The organism is Tindallia californiensis (assembly GCF_900107405.1).
In the GTDB taxonomy this organism is placed as follows: Bacteria; Bacillota; Clostridia; order Peptostreptococcales; family Tindalliaceae; genus Tindallia; species Tindallia californiensis.
On the sequence record NZ_FNPV01000001.1, the window covers coordinates 435899 to 454743 of the forward strand.

Here is an 18845-nt window from a genome sequence, read left to right on the forward strand (position 1 = left end):
GTTAAATTTCCAATCGCTTTTTTGGCTAAATATTTTTTCAGTTTCTCTGTCATCAGGATGTTCACAACCTCACTCCTTCCATGTCCTCTTTCGCGTAACTCTTCACCTTTTATCTTCTGTATTTCCCTGTCAACCCTTTCTATAAACAGGTTTTTTAGTTTTCGGATAAATAATATCTTTCTAAGACCGCTTCTGCCGATCGAATTCCATCAACCGCTGCTGACATAATCCCTCCCGCAAAGCCACACCCTTCACCGCTTGGGTATAATCCTTTAACGTCACTTTCCATTCTTTCATTTCTTTTGATGCGAAGGGGCGATGAACTCCTCGTTTCCACTCCGGTTAATAGGGCATCCTTCAATGCAAATCCTTTCATCTTCTGATCCCATTTTTTCAACGCTTCTCTTAACACCTCTGTAACGTAAGGCGGCAAACAGCTTGTCAGTTCTGTTGGCGTTATTCCAGGTCGATAGGTCGAAAGAACACTTCCCAGTTCCCTCGATGGTCGGGAAGCCAGAAAATCTTCTACTCGCTGAACAGGTGCATGGTATTTTTCTCCGCCAAGCTTAAAAGCTTCTTGTTCCCACTTTCGTTGAAATCTCATGCCAGCTAAGGGATCGTCTCCTTCAAAGTCCTTAGGTGTAACAGACACCAGTAATGCGCTGTTTGCATTTTTACCTTTTCTTCCATAGGCGCTCATGCCGTTTGTTACCACTGATCCCGCCTCAGAAGCTGATGCAACCACCATTCCACCAGGACACATGCAAAAGGTGTATGCACCTCTTCCCATCGGGTGATGCCAGGATAGTCTATAATCTGCTGCTCCTAGTATATGAGCATTTTTATCTGTACCATATTGAATCAGATTGATTTGCTTTTGAGGATGTTCAATGCGCACTCCTAAAGAAAACGCTTTTGCTTCCATCGGTACACCGGACTGATAAAAAGATTCAAACAAGTCTCTGGCACTATGTCCCATAGCCGCAATGACAATTGAGGTTTCAAGATGTCCTTTGTTTTCTATTTCCACTCCTTTTATTTCTCCTTTTTCTATTTGAAGCTCTGTTACTTTGTGTCCATAAAGAACCTGGCCCCCTTCTCGAATAATTGATTTCCGAATTTCAGCCACTACATTTCTTAATTTATCCGTTCCAATATGCGGCTTACTGTCGTACAGAATTTCTTCCGGAGCACCATGTTCCTTAAGTTTTTTAAGAACATATCGACATCTAGGATCCTTGATCCTTGTCGTTAGTTTTCCATCGGAAAAAGTGCCGGCTCCTCCTTCTCCAAACTGAACATTAGATTCTGGGTTTAGTTTTCCATTTTTCCAAAAATCATAAACATCCTTTACCCGTTGCTCTACTTTTTCTCCCCGCTCCAGCAAGATAGGCCGGTATCCTTTTTCTGCCAAATAAAGGCCACAAAAAAGACCTGCAGGCCCTGTACCGATAATCACAGGTGGTTTTTCCAACTTTAAGTTCCCTTTGTTTACATTGGCTTCCACTGGCGGCTCTTCTGGCATTAAAGCAATGTTTTTATTGCGTTTCAAGCGATTCAGTACTGACTTTTCATTTTTCACATGCACATCAATAATATACACAAACATAATGTTTTCTTTTCTTCTTGCATCAACAGAACGCTTGTATACTCGATAGTCTATGATTTCTTCCGTTTCTAGCTTTAATTGCTCCATAATAGCTTTCATTAAATTTTGTTCTTGCTTGGCAGAAATTTTCAGTTCGCGAATACGAATCATTGATTCACCTCTTTATATTTTCAACAAACACCACTATGCTAACGCCGAACTTCGACCCGCTATGATTCCTGTGCACCATGCCCAATGAAGGTTATAGCCGCCACAGTCACCATCTATATCCATCATTTCTCCCGTCAGATAAAGCCCCTTTACGAGCTTAGATTCCAGCGTATCTGTCCTTATTTCAGTAGTATCTATCCCGCCTGCTGTTACTTGAGCATGCTGCCAGGAAAGCGTTCCCTTCACCGGTATTACCCAGTTTGACAAAAGGTTAATCAACTGTTTTAGCTGTATGTCCGTTACTTCTGAAACCAAACAGTCGGTTTTTATAATCCCTGATTCTTTTAATATAACCGGAATCATTTTTTTATGTAGCAACCCTACAAGAGAAAAGTCTGCCGGTTTTTCTTGTGAACTTCTCATTCTCATATAGACTTCCGCACACAATTCATCCCGACTCCACTCAGGAAAAAGAGATATGCTCACGTTACAGTTTTCGCCTTTTTCTGACGCCAACCTTCCTAGTTGTAAAGCTGGAGGACCTGATATCCCATATTCTGTAAAAAGGATTTCTCCTTCTTCTCTTCTCAGTATTTCCTTTTGCTGTGTAATAGAAACAGCACCTTGCCATTTAACGCCATTTAAAGCCTTTAGCCAGGGAGCCTTTAACTTAAGCTGAACGATTGCTGGCAATGGTTTGATGAGCCGATGACCTAATTGCGTTGCTAGTTGATACCCACTGCCATCAGCCCCAAATTTGCTGCCAGCTTTACCTCCAGTCGCTAAAATCACCTTGTTTGCTTCTATTGTTTCTTTTATTTCTTTCCCTTCTAGCATCACTCCAAATCCATGTTCTTTTTGGTTAATACAGACTGCTTTCGTTTCTGTTCTAATCTCTACACCCAATCGTTCCATTTCATATCTAATCACATCTAGAACAGAAGATCCCTGGTCAGAATATGGATATATCTTCCCTTCTTCCTCTACTTTATACTTTATTCCCAAATGTGAAAACAGGGATAAAACTTCTTCTAAAGTCACTTTCTTTAACACCGATTCAGCTAATATCAGGTTCTTCCCATGATAATAAGGTAGTGATGAGTTCATATTGCTAAAATTACATCGACCATTTCCCGTTGCCAACAGTTTTTTTCCGGCTCTTTTTTCTTTTTCTATCAGCATTACATCCGTACCATATCTTGCAGCTTCAATGGCCGCAATCATACCAGAAGCTCCAGCTCCTATAATGACAGTTTGTTTCTTTTGATGCACTTTTCATCTTCCTTTCCACTATTTTTCATATGCAAATAGTGTTGTATCGTTAAAGCTTCTTGAAATTCATCCTCTTAACAACATCTCTTTATATTTATTATTTCTCTCTGCATCCATGTTGATTTATTATAGCATACCATTAGCTTATCTTTTTTTTCAACGCTATTATCAGTTGCTATGGCCGGCTTTTTTCGCTCTATCTTCCGGCCTAATAATTCTAGCCGGTACACCAACAGCTGTACATCCTTTCGGCACATTTTTTACAACAACAGCATTAGCCCCAATTTTTGATCCTTTTTCCAGTGTAATAGGTCCAAGTATTTTTGCCCCAGCACCAACGATAACATTGTTCTCTACCGTTGGATGTCTTTTTCCTTTATCTTTTCCTGTGCCACCCAAGGTTACTCCATGAAACAAGGTTACATCATCACCAATTTCTGCTGTTTCACCAATGACAATGCCCATTCCATGGTCAATAAAAAGCCTTTTTCCTATTGTTGCACCTGGGTGAATTTCGATCCCTGTCAAAAATCGTCCTATCGTCGATACGATACGGCCTAACAAGATGAACCGAGAACGGTACAACGCATTAGCAATACGATGCAAGCATATGGCATGCACTCCTGGATAATTCAGAATCATATCTAATCTGTTTCTTGCTGCCGGATCTCTTTCCCTTACCACATCAAAATAAGATGCCATGTTCATCCTCCTTCTAGATCATACTATACTAATTCACTCGGAATAGTAATGTATATTGTACGCTTTGCAGAATAATATGTCAACAAAAACAGTCCTTTTCTTTTTCTGAAATCATGTCTATAATGGAATATAAGGTTAGGAGGACATACAATGAAAACACATCATAAAAGCCAACGTTTAGGAACTGAAGCGATTTTACCCTTACTGTTTCGTTTGTCAATCCCCGGTATGGTTTCTATGTCTGTTCAAGCACTATACAATGTGGTAGACAGCCTTTTTGTAGCCAGAGTCAGCGAAAATGCTTTGACGGCACTAGCCATTGCTTTTCCTGTTCATATTTTCATCATCGCCTTATCAACAGGAACAGGTATTGGTACTAGTGCCCTTATTTCAAGAATGCTTGGTAAGGACAATCGTCAGGGGGCTTTCCTTGTAGCTCAGCATGTCATTACAGCTGGGCTTGTTTACGGAGTTCTATCTGGCTTAGCAGGCATCTTTCTTTCAGAGTCTATTGTGTCTATTTTTACAAATGATCCTGAGGTATTGGTTCAAGGCACGCAATATGTCCGCATTCTTCTTTTAGGCTCTGTCTTTCTCTATGTTTCGATTATTGCCAGTGATATTATGAGAGGCCAGGGAAATACATTTGTACCAATGTTAGCCTTGATGATCGGCGCCATTACAAACATTGTTTTGGATCCCTTTATGATTTTTGGTATTGGTATTTTTCCTAGATGGGAGGTTCTTGGTGCTGCTTTGGCTACTGTTATTTCTAAAGCCATCAGTTGCTTGTTTATTTTAGTTGTTTTGTATGGCGGCAATAATGAAATCAAACCTCGTCTCGAAGGTTTTTCTTTTGATTTTAGCATTTTGGCTGAGGTGTATAAAATCGGGCTTCCAAACATGGTCATGCAAGTAATGACCTCTTTTATGATCGGCATCCTAAACAGCATTGTTGGTGCTTATTCTGAAGTTGCTATCGCTGTCAATGGGGTATATTTTCGATTGCAATCTTTTGCTATTATGCCCGTTTTCGGATTAACTCAAGCTTATATCCCTATTATTGGTTATAATTATGGGGCTGGAAACACAGAGAGAATGAAAAAAACAGTTCTTTATGCTTTAATGGCAGGATTTCTTATCACAGGTACCGGTTCACTATTATTTCGCTTTTTTCCAGTTCAGCTAATGAGCCTTTTTAATCCTGGTGAAGAAATGTTGGAAATCGGGGTGCACACTCTCCAAACCATTTCCATCGGCTTATTTGTAGTTGGCCCCGCTATTATTGGCGCTACCACTTTTCAAGCAATCGGCAAGGGGCTCCCAGCACTGGCCTTATCTTTTTTGCGCCAAATGATTTTATTAATTCCACTAGCATACTTATTTGGCCATTTATGGGGTCTTTATGCTGTATGGTATGCATTTCCCGCTTCTGAATTTATCGCTTTTGTTATTATGATTCTATGGTTGGGTAGTAAGCTAAAGAGGGTTTTTAGGGAAATGGAAACGCAGCAAGCTGCCCCGCTCTAATGTACAACGTGTTTTTAATATCACAGAATACTGGAGGTTTATAGGATGGATGAAAGAAAAATAGTATTAAAAGCATCAATAAAAGGCATGATGAGTATGTTAATAAAATTCGTCTCTCTATTAGTGGTCGTAATGATTGTTTTTTTCAGAGTAAGACAATTCCAGCAATCGATCATGCAGGAATACTCTGTTGGTTACATTTCAGCTCTTACACAGATTTTGGATACAGATATGGAAATAATTGAACTGGGAATGCTTCTTATTTCTTACCTTGTCAGTTTAGCTTTATTAGCCGCTATTATTTATTCTTTATATCACTTGTTTTCCTTGCTTTTTGGACTTTCGTCCATTACTATCATCGATTTTCAACAAGGAAGGATTGTTCAAAAGTCTCTTCGTTTCCCCTTTTTGCGTATTGAAGACGAAAATAGATTTCATCAACTGATTCAAATTCGAATTGAACAAAATCTTATTGACGGTATTTTGCAGGGTGGAACGCTTTACATTGAATACTTAGTAGAAAGCCAACTGGATTCTCAGTTGCGAGTTTTATTGATCCCCTATGTTAAAGATCCTGACAAAGTCAAACGCAAGCTTCTTTCTTATTAAAAAAATCCGATCTCTTGTACAGAGATCGGATTTTTTAGCTTATCATACTATCTTTCGAAAATCTTTTTCTGCCATTGGCTTATAATAAAAATACCCCTGCACATTTTCGCAACCAAAAAGTTTTAATATGTTGATCTGCTCTATTTCTTCAACACCTTCAGCTGTCACTTTAAGGTTGAGTTCATGTGCCATATTAATAATCTGCCTAACAATTGCCGCCTCTTTTTTATTTTTTTCCAGCTGACTTATAAAGGCTTTATCTATTTTCAGAATATCCAAGGGCAACGCTCTCAAATAATTTAGTGATGAATAGCCGGTTCCAAAATCATCTAAGGCTACCTTTACTCCTAAATTTCTTATCTTTTCTAACACTTTCACACTATGATGCATGTTTTCCATCGCAACATTTTCCGTTATTTCGATATGCAGATATTGAGGATCCATTTCATAATAATGTATTAACTTTTCAATCCACTCGGAGATATCTTGTCTCTTAAACTGAACGGGAGATATATTAACAGAAACCATTAGAGAGGTTCCTTTACTATCCTTCCAATCTCTCTGGTGTTTTAATACCGTTTCCATTACCCATTGTCCTATAGGGAGAATTTGACCAGTCTCTTCTGCAATATCAATAAAATGAAAAGGTGATAGAATCCCTTCTGTCGGGTGGTTCCATCGAATCAAAGCTTCCGCTCCACAGATTTGAGAGGTAGATAAATCTAATATAGGTTGGTAGTATACCAAAAACTCTTCTCGCTGAATAGCATACCGAAGGTCTTTTTCTTTTTCCATCCAAGTAGCTACGCGTTCACGAATGTTTTGATCAAAAAACCGGTACTTATTTTTTCCACCTGCTTTTGCCTCATTCATTGCAACATCCGCATGTTGAATGAGTGTATCTCTATCATCCCCATCATCTGGATAAACTGCTATTCCTATACTCGCTCCAATAAAAAATTCTGACTCTTCTATCGTAAAAGGAGTTTCAAAAGACTTTAATACATCCAACGCTAGCTCCTCTACCTCTATCAAACTATCTATTCTTGGCTTTAAGAGAAAAAATTCATCCCCTCCGGACCTGGCCACTATTTCTCCGTTATTGGCAATTCCCTCAAAACGACGTGCTACTTGTTTTAACATTTCATCGCCAACCAAATGTCCCCTAGTGTCATTTATCCTTTTAAAATCGTCTAAGTCAACAATTAAAAGTGCAAACTGCTTGTTTTTTCTTTGATGGGATAGCAATACTTTTTTTAGATGATCGTAAAATAAGGTTCTGTTTCCTAGTTTTGTTAGTTTATCATAAAATGCCATATCATACATTTCCATCATCATTTTTTTCTGACCAGTAACATCCAGATGAGAACCCGCCATACGTAACACATTGCCATCCTTATCTCTTGCAACTTTTCCTCTGCTTTGAACCCAACGATAGTCTCCTTTTTTTTCTTTCATCCTATACTCACAGTAATAATAAGGAACGTTACCTATTGAATGTTGCTCTTCGGCTTTTTTAGCTGTCAGAAAATCATCAGGATGCACCAGAGATTTCCAGCCTTCGTAAGTGTTACCAATCTCCTCCTCGTCATAACCAAGCATTTCTTTCGTTCGGCTAAACATCATTGTGCCGGTTTGTTTATTGAAATCCCATATATTTTCATTACTACCTTCAACAATAAGCCTATATTTTTCTTCTGTTTCAGTCAAAACAATTTGTTGTTTTTTTAGGCTGTTATAATTTTCCTCAAGTTCTGATTCCATCGCAATCAATTCTTCGTAAGAGCTTTCCAGTTCTTCATAACTCATTAATAATCGATGCCGAGATTCCTTAAGCTTTTGCATTTGGTTGTATATTAATACAAACAGCAATATGCCTGTAATAAATACATAGAACCACCCTTTATAAGTCTGCATGATTCTATAATGGTGAGGATCTGAAACAAGATATAGCAGTATTTTATCAGAAAGAGCAATCCAAAATAAACCCACAACCATGTATATGCTTGTAATTTTCCATGGAATTTTCTCAAAGCTGGTTAATTGAAGGTTATTTCGCTCAGCAACTTGCCTAGCTTTTTCTTTTTCCAGTACTCCCATATACCTGCCTCCTCCATGACGATCACCTAAATCTAAAAGTAAGTTCTAATATTTGCTCTATACCCTTCTTACTATTTTTGTAACGACTACTTATGATCAAAGTAAGGGCTTTTCATTAAAATACCTTCTCAACTCTTTTTATTTTCTATGGTTTATTTCTCTGCTTAACCATTCTTTCGGGACAAAAGAAAAAACTCCTGCTTTTTGCAGAAGTTTACCCACTGAATGCCTTAATTCTTCTATTTCTTACTTCTTGAATGTGAAAATAGCCTGTCATAAAACCGCTTATTAAACAAACCAACCAAAACGTTACTGTCCGAAAAATCAGCGTCAGTACCAGTGCCAGAGAAGGGTCTATGCCAGCAATCGTTAACAATACTACCATCGCTCCTTCAAAGGTGCCTACACTTCCAGGCAAAGCAGGTATCATAGCCACCGTATAGGCAATAAAGACAACAGCCGCTGCCACCCAAAACCGAACCTCTATACCTAAGTCAGTTGTTAGCATAATCATTTTCAAGGGATATAGAAGCCAAATAACACTAGCTAGCATTAATTGTATTGCCATTTCAAATTTATTCGTTCTCATCCGAAGCCAATGTCTTTTGGATTCATCCGCTATTTTCCCGATACTCTTTATCCTATCAGCATGTTTCTTCTTAATTATTCTGTATGCGCAAGTTCCGATAATACAAATAAAAATAAGGAGTCCGGCATAATAGAATAGGTATTTCCACTGATTTTCGCTAACATTCCACGCCCATTTAGCCGATATATTCGTCCAGAAATGCATCAAATACATGCTCGATAATAGTATGGTGTACCCAAGAAAAACAAGGCCACTAAGACTTTTTTGTATCATTAATAATGAAGCGGCTTCTTCCCCAGTCCAACGTAAACGTTCCTTAAACCACCACACTTTAACAGCCTCTCCACCGATTTTAACCGATGGTGTGATCGATTCAACAAAACTTCCAGCCATATTCATTCGAAGCATCTGCTTAATAGTCACTTCACGATAATTTGACCAGGCTAGCCTTTTCCACTGATATGCAATCAGCAGTTGAGTGATGATCTGCAAAAAAATCAATAATAAAAGCGTTTTCTTACTGATCCCCTTAAATCCGTCGATCACAGAAGCTATATCCGTCTGCCAGATAAGTAGCAATACCAACAGGCTTCCAATGATTGTCACTATTCCCTTTTGAGTCCGACTCATATTCTTTTCCTCCACAAACCACCATACAAGTTCCTTTTATCGTTTTTCGAGGGTTCAACAAAAGCTTTTTATTGCTAGTTAGCATCTCGTTGCTATACTTTCCATAGGATCGGTCATAAAATTTCTCCATCCATGCACGAGGAAACCTAGCCAAAATTTTCGTACCCGGGTGTGTGTTTTTCTGGAGATGAGCTAAAACCTCTTCTCTATTTTTCACCTGAAGAGCTATATGAACTACTTGATAATTTTTAGGATCAAAACTCTGACCACATCCTACATACACATTAATATCTTTGTTTTTACCCATTCGTTGTAAAAGGTCAGAGGCATGTTGTACAGCCTCTTGATCACAATCCAAAACGTCCACCTTAGCTCCTGTTTGGCGATGGATTTCAATCGCCGTAGCCGGGAATGCACCACCTCCAATACAAAGCACACGATCCTGTCGTTTAATGCCACCTATTTTTATCTCATCTCTGACAATTTTTTCATAGTAGTATTGAAACAAGGGATAAGAAAAGGTACTGTGAGACAAAGCTATTTCTAACAAGCGAGTTGCTTGCGGTATCATAGAAAAACTCCTTTCAGACTTAACCAATAATGGCTGTCACTATATTTGCAATTTGAAAAAACAAGCCACCTAAAACAAAAGCACTGATCGTAGTCCCTAGACCAACAAGTAGGCCTATCTTAGCGCCAAATTCTTTTACTAAAACACCTAACACAGCCAAGCAAGGCATATAAAACAAAGCCACTACCGCACCCGTGAAAAGCTGAATCCCTGAAAGCCCAAGCTCCAACAAAGGAAGTACCGCAAGTTCTCTACGAACAATCCCTAATATTAATCCTAGTGTTGCTTCAGGCGGTAGCCCCAACCAGCCTTCAACTAAGGGAGATAACACAACTCCTACTTGCACTAATGCCCCCGTCTCAGCTAGTAAAGCTGCAAAACCGACACCTAAAACCATCGGCACTTCCGCTTCAACAATAAAATGTTTTACTCGCAACTTTATTTTTTTTATTAGTGTTTGTCGGTCTGGTAGCAATAAATTAGGTATCTCTAAAAGCATCGGATCGCTTTTCCCTGGTATAAACCGGTTCAGCATCATGCCTGATACAAGAATGGCTATAAACGACACAAGGTACACGGCGATTAGCAAAAACACCGAGTGGTCACCTAGTAGTGCTATAAAGGCTCCTGTTTGTGCCGCACAAGGCACCGTAAAAGTTACCATCGACGCAACCATCAAGCGTTCCTTTTGCGTTGTAGCCGCCCTGGTACCTAGTATTGCAGGGATTGCACATCCATACCCCATAATCATAGGTACGATATTACCACCTTGTATGCCTATCTTTCTAAAAACACCGTCCACCAGTACTCCTAGTCGTGGCAGGTATCCACTATCTTCCATAAAAGAAAGCACTACGTAGAATAATAAGACATAAGGAAGAATAAGTGCAAAGGGCCATTCGATGCCTTTTACAAGCATACCATATTCGCCCATCAATACATTATATAAGATTCCTTCCGTCACAAAGAGCTGTACAACTCGGTCTAAAAACGGAACGATCACCCGGTGTACCAAAGGCAATAAGATAGCACCTCTTAGCCCCTTTCCACCACCTACAACAATCCCCAAAGCTATACTCATCACTAAGAAGGCAATAGGGATTCCCGGAAAGGGTCTCATCGTAGCATCCCCAAGTTTTTCTAACCAAGTAGGATGTCGATGCTCAACTTGTTGTACTTCTCGAATCACTTTCCCTACCCATATCCAACGATCATCCTCGGATTTCGACCATTCTTTTTTTTGAAAGGAAGCATTTTCCTCAATCGAGTGAATCGTTGCTTCCATAAGCTCCGAAAGACCAATATTCCGAACAGCTACTGTTGAAATAACCGGAGCATCAAGGTATTCTTGCAAAGAATCTACGTCAATGTCAATTCCCTGCCTTTTTGCAACATCTATCATGTTTAATGCAAAAATAACAGGGATGGGCTTTTTAAGTATTTCAGTGCTTAAATGTTGTATTTGAGAAGCAAAAAATAGATTCCTCTCTAGGTTTGTAGCATCCAGCACGACAACAATCGCATCCGCCGCTTCTTGCTTCAACATGTCTATCGCTACTTTTTCTGCTTCTGAGGAAGCGTCAAGAGAGTAGGTTCCAGGAACATCGATCAGATCACCTTGTTTACCTCTAAACTGCCAGTCCCCTTTAGTAAAGCTTATGGTTGTTCCAGTATAGTTGGCACTTTCCACTTCAACACCTGTTAGTTTACTAAATATAACGCTTTTTCCTACATTTGGGTTCCCCATTAATAGGATGCGGTAGCCAGAAGCCTTTGGTTCTAATTCTGATTGAGTTGAATGACAATTCAATTAAGCATCCTCCTTGACGATAATCTGTTCTGCCAGTTCTCTAGCTAAAGCAAAGCTTCTATTTCCAATCGATACTACTACGGGTCCCCCGAAGGGCTGCTTCGTTTTAATGGCTATGCACTGACCTTTTCTAAAGCCCATAGCATCTAACAATGGAACTTCAGGAAGCGACTCAATGATGCACTGACATTTTTTCTTCATTGTATATAGCGACATTTTAATCCCCCATATCTTTTATATAAAACAATGATTATCTTTCTCAATTGCATTATAAGTTTATCACTAAATCCCTTTCTTTTCAACATATTTCTTTTTTTCTTTTGATTTTCTTTCTACACCCTTTGGTATTCGTTAGTGTTTTCTGTTTTTTGTCTGATTATTAGGGTTTAACGGACAATGCTTACATGCCTCTAATCGATGAATCAAATCACTGCTAGCTCTCTTAGAAAAAACACATGGAATGCTCATTTGCTTTGCTTTTTCTTTCACTAACTGCGTCATATTATGTTCAATAAAATCTGTAAATATAATGACGAGATCTGTTTGCTCCGGAATATCCATTTTTCTCATCCCTTTTTTTCTTCCGGTCCAATGAACATATTCTTCTATTCCAAAACTCTGAAGCGCATTTGGTATACTACCTAATCTATCTGCTCCTACAAGTAATGCTTTCATTTATTTCTCCTCCTTCGATTTCCCTCTACCTGCCTATAGTAACAGTTTATATCACGCCAAATTTATTGATAATGATTATCAATATTATATACTTCTGTGTTATTTTTGTCAATAAAAAAAGATCTTTCGCTCTGCTAAAGATCTTGGTTCTACGCTTGTCTATAATGCTGACACTATCAAATTTCATCTCATCATGAAGGTTTGTTCTTATACTAGTTTTTTCACAACAGCGACAAAGATTAAGACTGCTACAGAAGTCATCACAATGGTCCCACCGGGAGCTAGCGATGCATAAAAAGAGATGACTAAGCCTCCCATTACAGAAATCAAACCAAATACTAAAGATGCTATAAAGGTCACACGAAAACTTGTTTTTAATTGAAGGCTGGTAGCTACAGGTATTACCATCAGAGACGATACCATTAGTATACCGACAATCCTCATGGAAATAGAAATTGTCATTGCCACGAGAACTGTAAAAATAAAATTGATTCTTTTCACCGGAACACCCGCAAGACGTGCAGCCGTTTCATCGAAGGCCATATAAAATAATGATCGATAGTAAAATAATACAGTAGCTAAAATAATGCCTCCTAATACTAAAATACTGACTAAGTCCTGATAGGACACCAGCGTTACACTTCCAAATAAATAGCTAAAAACAGTGGCTCCTGCTCCACCCATACTAATGAGTATCGTCGCTAATCCGATGCCAAAAGAAAGAATAACAGCAAGTGACACCTCCGCATATTGATGAAATTCTTTACGCAATATTTCAATAGCAAAAGAGGCTGCTAAGGTGAAAAACAACGCCGTATAAATAGGATAAAAATTCAACAATATTCCTCCAGCAACACCTGCCAAAGCAACATGCGACAGTGTATCGCCAATCATTGACAGCCGTCTTAACGTCAAAAAAATTCCTATCGACGGGCATATAAGTGCTACAAAAATACCTGCAATTAGTGCTCGTTGCATAAAGCCATATTGCAATATTTCCGGCATTTTATCCCTCCTTAATGATTATGATGCACTATTTTTGTTTTTTCTCCATAAATACTCTCAAGATATTCTTCCGGTCTAAATGCCTGAGAATCATGCACATATATTTTCCCATTGCCCATACAAGCTATATGACTTGTTCTTTCGCTAATTACCCCTACGTCATGAGATACCATCACTAACGTGATTCCCATTTTTTGATTTAATTTTTCCATCAGTGCATAGAATTTTTCCTGAGACTCAAAATCTACTCCCACCAATGGCTCGTCCATAAAAATCACTTGAGGAGAGTTAACAAGTGTTCGCGCAATAAACACACGTTGTTGCTGTCCCCCTGAAAGTTTTCCAATTTGTCGTTTTGCATAATCTTGCATCCCTACAATCTCCAGGGCTTCTTTCAGTTTGTTCTTATGCGTTTCTGTCATCCATTTCAAAATACCCATCTGACTAATTAGATTGGCACTAACAATTTCCTCAACGGTTGCTGGAAAACCCATGTTGAACTCTCTTACGTTTTGCGGGATATATCCTATTTTGCTCCATTGTTTAAATTCATGAACAGGCGTACCCAGAAGCTGACAAGAACCAGCATTGGGTTTTATCAGTCCCAGAATCAGTTTAAGAAAGGTGCTCTTAGCTGATCCATTGGGACCTACAATGCCCCAAAACTGTCCTTGATTGATTGTCAGATCGACGTCGGTTAGAAGCATTGTATCATCGTAACCAAAAGTCATTTTTTCTATTTTGACAACTTCGGTCACCTTCATCACCTCACTTTAGAAACTTTTACTATTCTGTTAATGCTTTTCGAATTGCTTCTACATTTTTTTCCATCAAGCTAATATAATCTTCTTCCGCTTCCTTTTGATCGGCTGTCAAGCCTTCTAAATTATATAACATCAGAGGTTTCAATCCAGCTTCTTCTGCAAGCACTTCTGCCGTTCTCGGATTAGCAAGGGATTCAAAAAAGATATATTTAAGTTCATTTTCTCTCGCTAGCTTTGTTAACTCAGCCAATCTACCTGGGTTAGGCTCCGCATGAGGTGTAATACCAGTAACAGCAATTTCTTTTATTCCATGTCTATCGGCTAAATAACCAAAAGCAGAATGAGAAACCAGGATAATGTTTGTGTGTGCTTCCTCCATTATTGATTCAAACTCATGATTCAGATTCAACAACTTCGCTTCAAAGTCCTTGAAATTAAGAGCATATTCGTGATGACGATCCGGGTCAATCTGCGCAAAAATTTCTTTTATTTCTTCTGCTATCTTTATAACATTCATAGGATCTGTCCATATATGTGGATCAAACTCACCATGATCGTGGTCGTGATTGTGATCATGACTGTGGTCGTGATCATGGTCGTGATCATATTCACGACCCTCTATTAATTCACTGGCTTTCACCACAACAATGTCTTTACCTTTTATTAATTCCAGTACATCCGCTATCCAGGGTTCCATATCAAAGCCGTTAAAAATAAACACATCAGACCCCTCAAGTTCAATAAGGTCTCTGGGAGATGGCTCGTAGCTGTGAGGATCAGCTCCATCAGGAACCATTTGCTTTACCGTTATATTTTCCCCTCCTATGGCCTTGGAAAAATCATAATATGGATAGAAACTAACCGTAACCTTAATTGGTTCTTTTGTATCTGTTTTTTCTATCTGGTGTTCTGCTTGACTTGCTTTCTCTTCTTCTACTTCTTGCATACCACCAACATCTTCACTACTGCACCCCCAAAACCATATAGAAACGAAAATAATCAAACTAATTATCGCTATATTCTTCTTTCCTTTCATCTATACTCCTCCTCATATTTTTATGATCTGTTAGATTCCATTTTTTGCAGTCCTTACCCCTCTTTTGTTTTTTAACTTCACAAATTGATTCGTAAGGATAATCTTGCAAATCATTTGCAATTTATTTTTATTATTATACCCTATCCTTCTTATATTAACAATATGATTGTATTTGAAGTTAAAATTCTCCCCTGCAAGCGGTTGACATTTAGGTACTTCAATGATACAATTCACGGTATAGGAGGTGCCTTTCATGGCCGGCGTTTTTCATTTATCTGAAATGCTTTCATTAGCATTGCATAGCATGGTTTATATAGCAACATCAGACGATGAGTATATTAATGTAAAACAAATTGCAGCTTCTACCGGTGCTTCAGAAGCCCATCTCTCCAAGGTTTTACAGAGGCTTTCTAAAGGACGAATTATCCATTCCGTCAGAGGTCCGCGCGGAGGCTTTGCATTAGCATTGCCCCCCGAGGAGATAACTTTTCTGGATATCTATGAAATAATTGAAGGACCCGCTGTTATTGAAGGTTGCCCTAATCACCGAAAGACCTGTCCCTTTAAAAATTGTATTTTCAAAGGGATTCCTGAAAGAATGAATCGTCAATTTCTTGATTACTTAGAGAAACATCGTCTTTCTGATTTTATTGATTCTCGAAAAAAAATAAATCAAGATCATCAAGTTGTCTAGATTTCAGACCATATGATCTGGATTTCTTTACCTTGATTAAGGTATTTCAACACCTTAATGCTCGTTATAAATTAAGCTCGATTTATCGACAACTCATGTTGTCATAAAAATATATGATTAAAAATTAAGGAGGAAGAAAAATGAGTATGTTTTGTTATCAGTGTCAGGAAACATCAAAAAACAAAGCTTGTGAAGTGGTCGGTGTATGTGGAAAAAAAGAAGATGTCTCGAATTTACAGGACCTTTTAATGTATGTTGTGAAAGGTATTTCTCAAGTTGTCCAGAAGAAAGGGCTTAATGTAAAAAATCTACACACTGTCAATCAGGAAGTTTTTACAAGTATTTTTATGACAATTACAAACGCGAATTTTGACAAAGTAGCTTTCGAAAAGCAAATAACTAAAATGATAACACTTCGTAATCAGCTTATACAAGATAAAAGTGCCGATGAACTTCATGATGCTGCAACTTTCACGGTGTCAACCATTGAAGAAATGAATAAAAAAGCTTCCAGCCCTGAAGTTGGTATCTTAGCAACCGTAAATGAAGATATCAGATCATTGCGTGAGTTAATTACTTACGGTGTTAAAGGAATCGCCGCTTATGGTGAGCATGCATTAAATATAGGCCAGGAAGATCCGCAACTATACGAATTTATGTATGAAGCATTAGCCGCAACTCTTAATGATCAATTATCGGCTGATGATTTGGTTGGTTTAACAGTGAAAACAGGTGAGCATGGTGTGAAAGTCATGGCACTTCTCGATGAGGCCAACACTTCTAAATATGGCAATCCAGAAGTTACAGAAGTAAACATTGGTGTACGGAATAACCCAGCAATTCTTATTTCTGGTCATGACTTAGTGGACCTTGAAGCATTATTAGAACAAACTCAAAATACAGGTGTCGATGTGTATACTCATGGCGAAATGCTTCCCGGTCATTATTATCCAGCTTTCAAAAAATATGATCATTTCGTCGGGAATTATGGTGGCTCCTGGTGGGAACAAATTACAGAATTCGAAACTTTTAATGGTCCGATTCTTTTTACAACCAATTGTATTGTTCCGCCTAAATCAGAAGAAGTAAAAAATCGGATTTACACCACCGGTGCAGCAGGTTTTCCTGGATGTCAGCATATTACAGCTGATGAACAACGTAAAAAAGATTTCACCAAAATAATTGAACATGCAAAATCCTTAAAAGCTCCACAGGAAATAGAGACAGGAAAAATAACAGGTGGTTTTGCACATCATCAAGTGATGGCATTAGCAGATCAGGTAGTAGATGCGGTTAAATCAGGAAAAATAAAAAAATTCTTTGTCATGGCTGGATGCGACGGTCGAATGAAATCACGTGACTATTATACACGCTTTGCCGAAGAACTGCCTAAAGATACAATCATCCTTACAGCCGGCTGTGCCAAATATCGCTATAATAAGTTGAATTTAGGTGATATTAATGGAATACCAAGAGTACTTGATGCTGGTCAATGTAATGATTCTTATTCACTCGCCGTTATTGCTCTGAAATTAAAAGAAGTGTTCGAATTAGAAGATATTAATGATCTACCCATCGCTTATAATATTGCTTGGTATGAGCAAAAGGCGGTTATTGTTTTACTAGCGCTTCTTTATTTAGGAGTTAAAAATATTCATCTAGGCCCCACTCTTCCTGCATTCCTATCGGAAAATGTTGCCAATGTATTAGTAGATAAGTTCAGTATTGCTGGTATTACATCGGTTGAAAGGGATATGGATCGTTTGCTTGGATAATCTTTTATAAGCCACTCAGAACCTGCCTACAAAAAAGCTTCTCCTTATTATAAGGAGAAGCTTTTTTTCTTTTATTTGGCAGGGGTGGCAGGATTTGAACCCACGGCATACGGTTTTGGAGACCGTCGTTCTACCAGACTGAACTACACCCCTATGTAAAGATACTATCTGTCTAAAAACATTATATATAAAGTTGAATGGTGGGCCTTCAGGGACTCGAACCCCGCACCTGCCGGTTATGAGCCGGATGCTCTAACCATCTGAGCTAAAGGCCCTTACTAATTATGCCCGGTGTATATCAGAAATATACTCACTAGCTATGGCGGAGAAGGCGGGATTCGAACCCGCGCGCCGCATAAGCGACCTAACGGTTTAGCAAACCGTCCTCTTGAGCCTACTTGAGTACTTCTCCTGAGTGAATACCCGGGTTATTGGTAAGTTATGGCGGAGAGGGTGGGATTCGAACCCACGGTCCCTTTCGGAATCACTGGTTTTCAAGACCAGCTCCTTAAACCACTCGGACACCTCTCCTGGTGACCCATCCGCGACTCGAACGCGGGACACCCTGATTAAAAGTCAGGTGCTCTGCCAACTGAGCTAATGGGTCTAATGATGGCTGGGATAGCAGGACTCGAACCTGCGAATGACGGAGTCAAAGTCCGTTGCCTTACCGACTTGGCTATATCCCATTGTTTAATGGCGTGCCCACAGGGATTCGAACCCCGGACCCACGGCTTAGAAGGCCGTTGCTCTGTCCAGCTGAGCTATGGGCACTAATTGGTTGCGGGGACAGGATTTGAACCTGCGACCTCCGGGTTATGAGCCCGACGAGCTGCCAGCTGCTCCACCCCGCGTCATTGGTTTGTCCACTTATTTCTTGCAAAATCCTGGTGCCGAAGACCGGAATCGAACCGGTACGATCTTTAAGGATCGCAGGATTTTAAGTCCTGTGCGTCTGCCAGTTCCGCCACTTCGGCTCGCTTGGCTCCAGAGAGAGGACTCGAACCTCCAACCTACCGGTTAACAGCCGGGTGCTCCACCATTGAGCTACTCTGGATCAGGGTAAGAAGACGCAACGACCTACTCTTCCGGGAAGTCTCCTTCCAGGTACCATCAGCGCTGAAGGGCTTAACGGCTGTGTTCGAGATGGAAACAGGTGTTTCCCCTTCGCTTTGGTCACGTCTTCTGTTGTTCCCTCAAAACTACATGAAACGTTTTCGCACTTTTTTTAGGTCAAGTCCTCGTACCATTAGTACCGGTCAGCTCCATACATTACTGCACTTCCACCTCCGGCCTATCTACCAGATCGTCTTTCTGGGGTCTT

The 18845-nt window shown here is 39.3% G+C and carries 16 protein-coding genes, 10 tRNA genes and 2 rRNA genes; 4 read left to right on the top strand and 24 right to left on the bottom strand.

Features of this window, described 5'->3' with window-relative positions; genetic code table 11:
• Window positions 1–154: 154 nt before the first annotated feature.
• The 3 genes from BLV55_RS02035 to epsC all read right to left on the bottom strand — a co-directional run bounded on the left by BLV55_RS02035 (window position 155) and on the right by epsC (window position 3733).
• Complete coding sequence (locus BLV55_RS02035; RefSeq protein ID WP_093310471.1) at window positions 155–1759, bottom strand: NAD(P)/FAD-dependent oxidoreductase; 1605 nt, start codon at window positions 1757–1759, stop codon at window positions 155–157.
• Between the two features lie 33 nt (window positions 1760–1792).
• Complete coding sequence (locus BLV55_RS02040) at window positions 1793–3031, bottom strand: BaiN/RdsA family NAD(P)/FAD-dependent oxidoreductase (protein WP_242870000.1); 1239 nt, start codon at window positions 3029–3031, stop codon at window positions 1793–1795.
• Between the two features lie 168 nt (window positions 3032–3199).
• On the bottom strand, window positions 3200–3733 hold the full coding sequence (epsC, locus tag BLV55_RS02045) for a serine O-acetyltransferase EpsC (RefSeq protein WP_242870001.1): 534 nt from the start codon (window positions 3731–3733) through the stop codon (window positions 3200–3202).
• Between the two features lie 150 nt (window positions 3734–3883).
• On the opposite strand from epsC, the gene BLV55_RS02050 reads away from it, so the two are divergent.
• Both BLV55_RS02050 and BLV55_RS02055 read left to right on the top strand, forming a co-directional pair.
• The gene (locus BLV55_RS02050) at window positions 3884–5263 is read left to right on the top strand and encodes an MATE family efflux transporter (RefSeq protein ID WP_093310474.1); all 1380 of its coding nucleotides are present in this window, start codon (window positions 3884–3886) and stop codon (window positions 5261–5263) included.
• Between the two features lie 45 nt (window positions 5264–5308).
• On the top strand, window positions 5309–5872 hold the full coding sequence (locus BLV55_RS02055; RefSeq protein ID WP_093310477.1) for a hypothetical protein: 564 nt from the start codon (window positions 5309–5311) through the stop codon (window positions 5870–5872).
• A 42-nt stretch (window positions 5873–5914) separates the two neighbouring features.
• Here BLV55_RS02055 and BLV55_RS02060 read toward each other — a convergent pair whose 3' ends face one another.
• From BLV55_RS02060 to BLV55_RS02100, 9 genes are all read right to left on the bottom strand, one after another.
• On the bottom strand, window positions 5915–7972 hold the full coding sequence (locus tag BLV55_RS02060) for a bifunctional diguanylate cyclase/phosphodiesterase (RefSeq protein WP_093310478.1): 2058 nt from the start codon (window positions 7970–7972) through the stop codon (window positions 5915–5917).
• 214 nt (window positions 7973–8186) lie between these two features.
• Complete coding sequence (locus tag BLV55_RS02065) at window positions 8187–9191, bottom strand: lysylphosphatidylglycerol synthase transmembrane domain-containing protein (protein ID WP_093310480.1); 1005 nt, start codon at window positions 9189–9191, stop codon at window positions 8187–8189.
• Window positions 9091–9762, bottom strand: coding sequence for a class I SAM-dependent methyltransferase (locus tag BLV55_RS02070; RefSeq protein WP_093310481.1), 672 nt, complete (start codon window positions 9760–9762; stop codon window positions 9091–9093). Before BLV55_RS02070 ends, BLV55_RS02065 begins: the two co-directional genes overlap by 101 nt.
• Window positions 9763–9781: 19 nt before the next feature.
• Entirely contained in the window at window positions 9782–11572 is a 1791-nt protein-coding gene (locus BLV55_RS02075; RefSeq protein ID WP_143033156.1) for a ferrous iron transporter B, read from the bottom strand.
• On the bottom strand, window positions 11573–11788 hold the full coding sequence (locus BLV55_RS02080; RefSeq protein WP_093310484.1) for a FeoA family protein: 216 nt from the start codon (window positions 11786–11788) through the stop codon (window positions 11573–11575).
• Window positions 11789–11923: 135 nt separating this feature from the next.
• Window positions 11924–12247: a DUF2325 domain-containing protein gene (locus BLV55_RS02085; protein ID WP_093310486.1), complete on the bottom strand. Its 324-nt coding sequence runs from the start codon at window positions 12245–12247 to the stop codon at window positions 11924–11926.
• Between the two features lie 207 nt (window positions 12248–12454).
• Window positions 12455–13252, bottom strand: a complete 798-nt coding sequence (locus BLV55_RS02090; RefSeq protein WP_093310489.1) for a metal ABC transporter permease — start codon at window positions 13250–13252, stop codon at window positions 12455–12457.
• 11 nt (window positions 13253–13263) lie between these two features.
• Window positions 13264–14010, bottom strand: a complete 747-nt coding sequence (locus BLV55_RS02095) for a metal ABC transporter ATP-binding protein (RefSeq protein WP_093310490.1) — start codon at window positions 14008–14010, stop codon at window positions 13264–13266.
• A gap of 28 nt (window positions 14011–14038) precedes the next feature.
• Window positions 14039–15052: a metal ABC transporter solute-binding protein, Zn/Mn family gene (locus BLV55_RS02100; RefSeq protein WP_093310492.1), complete on the bottom strand. Its 1014-nt coding sequence runs from the start codon at window positions 15050–15052 to the stop codon at window positions 14039–14041.
• 253 nt (window positions 15053–15305) lie between these two features.
• Between BLV55_RS02100 and BLV55_RS02105 the strand changes: the two genes are divergently transcribed.
• Complete coding sequence (locus BLV55_RS02105) at window positions 15306–15746, top strand: RrF2 family transcriptional regulator (RefSeq protein ID WP_093310494.1); 441 nt, start codon at window positions 15306–15308, stop codon at window positions 15744–15746.
• Window positions 15747–15886: 140 nt separating this feature from the next.
• Window positions 15887–17521, top strand: coding sequence for a hydroxylamine reductase (hcp, locus tag BLV55_RS02110; protein WP_093310497.1), 1635 nt, complete (start codon window positions 15887–15889; stop codon window positions 17519–17521).
• A gap of 76 nt (window positions 17522–17597) precedes the next feature.
• Here the strand turns inward: hcp and BLV55_RS02115 are convergent.
• From BLV55_RS02115 to BLV55_RS02170, 12 genes are all read right to left on the bottom strand, one after another.
• Window positions 17598–17674: transfer RNA gene (locus BLV55_RS02115), tRNA-Trp, on the bottom strand.
• A 45-nt stretch (window positions 17675–17719) separates the two neighbouring features.
• Window positions 17720–17796 (bottom strand) — tRNA-Ile (locus BLV55_RS02120).
• A 45-nt stretch (window positions 17797–17841) separates the two neighbouring features.
• Window positions 17842–17933, bottom strand: a tRNA-Ser gene (locus BLV55_RS02125).
• Between the two features lie 30 nt (window positions 17934–17963).
• Window positions 17964–18052: transfer RNA gene (locus BLV55_RS02130), tRNA-Ser, on the bottom strand.
• Window positions 18053–18128 (bottom strand) — tRNA-Lys (locus tag BLV55_RS02135).
• 6 nt (window positions 18129–18134) lie between these two features.
• Window positions 18135–18210, bottom strand: a tRNA-Gln gene (locus BLV55_RS02140).
• An 8-nt stretch (window positions 18211–18218) separates the two neighbouring features.
• Window positions 18219–18295 (bottom strand) — tRNA-Arg (locus BLV55_RS02145).
• Between the two features lie 4 nt (window positions 18296–18299).
• Window positions 18300–18375, bottom strand: a tRNA-Met gene (locus BLV55_RS02150).
• Between the two features lie 34 nt (window positions 18376–18409).
• Window positions 18410–18498, bottom strand: a tRNA-Leu gene (locus tag BLV55_RS02155).
• Window positions 18499–18503: 5 nt separating this feature from the next.
• Window positions 18504–18578 (bottom strand) — tRNA-Asn (locus BLV55_RS02160).
• A gap of 10 nt (window positions 18579–18588) precedes the next feature.
• Window positions 18589–18705 (bottom strand): 5S ribosomal RNA (gene rrf / locus BLV55_RS02165).
• A 45-nt stretch (window positions 18706–18750) separates the two neighbouring features.
• A 23S ribosomal RNA gene (locus tag BLV55_RS02170) occupies window positions 18751–18845 on the bottom strand; the annotation flags it as partial.

Excerpts from the sequence above, each read along its gene's own strand:
- BLV55_RS02055 (WP_093310477.1), top strand. The coding sequence starts at position 5,309 with ATGGATGAAAGAAAAATAGTATTAAAAGCATCAATAAAAGGCATGATG.
- BLV55_RS02105 (WP_093310494.1), top strand. The coding sequence starts at position 15,306 with ATGGCCGGCGTTTTTCATTTATCTGAAATGCTTTCATTAGCATTGCAT.
- BLV55_RS02085 (WP_093310486.1), bottom strand. The coding sequence starts at position 12,247 with ATGAAAGCATTACTTGTAGGAGCAGATAGATTAGGTAGTATACCAAAT.
- BLV55_RS02060 (WP_093310478.1), bottom strand. The coding sequence starts at position 7,972 with ATGGGAGTACTGGAAAAAGAAAAAGCTAGGCAAGTTGCTGAGCGAAAT.
- epsC (WP_242870001.1), bottom strand. The coding sequence starts at position 3,733 with ATGGCATCTTATTTTGATGTGGTAAGGGAAAGAGATCCGGCAGCAAGA.
- hcp (WP_093310497.1), top strand. The coding sequence starts at position 15,887 with ATGAGTATGTTTTGTTATCAGTGTCAGGAAACATCAAAAAACAAAGCT.
- BLV55_RS02035 (WP_093310471.1), bottom strand. The coding sequence starts at position 1,759 with ATGATTCGTATTCGCGAACTGAAAATTTCTGCCAAGCAAGAACAAAAT.
- BLV55_RS02065 (WP_093310480.1), bottom strand. The coding sequence starts at position 9,191 with ATGAGTCGGACTCAAAAGGGAATAGTGACAATCATTGGAAGCCTGTTG.
- BLV55_RS02050 (WP_093310474.1), top strand. The coding sequence starts at position 3,884 with ATGAAAACACATCATAAAAGCCAACGTTTAGGAACTGAAGCGATTTTA.
- BLV55_RS02100 (WP_093310492.1), bottom strand. The coding sequence starts at position 15,052 with ATGAAAGGAAAGAAGAATATAGCGATAATTAGTTTGATTATTTTCGTT.
- BLV55_RS02070 (WP_093310481.1), bottom strand. The coding sequence starts at position 9,762 with ATGATACCGCAAGCAACTCGCTTGTTAGAAATAGCTTTGTCTCACAGT.
- BLV55_RS02080 (WP_093310484.1), bottom strand. The coding sequence starts at position 11,788 with ATGTCGCTATATACAATGAAGAAAAAATGTCAGTGCATCATTGAGTCG.
- BLV55_RS02090 (WP_093310489.1), bottom strand. The coding sequence starts at position 13,252 with ATGCCGGAAATATTGCAATATGGCTTTATGCAACGAGCACTAATTGCA.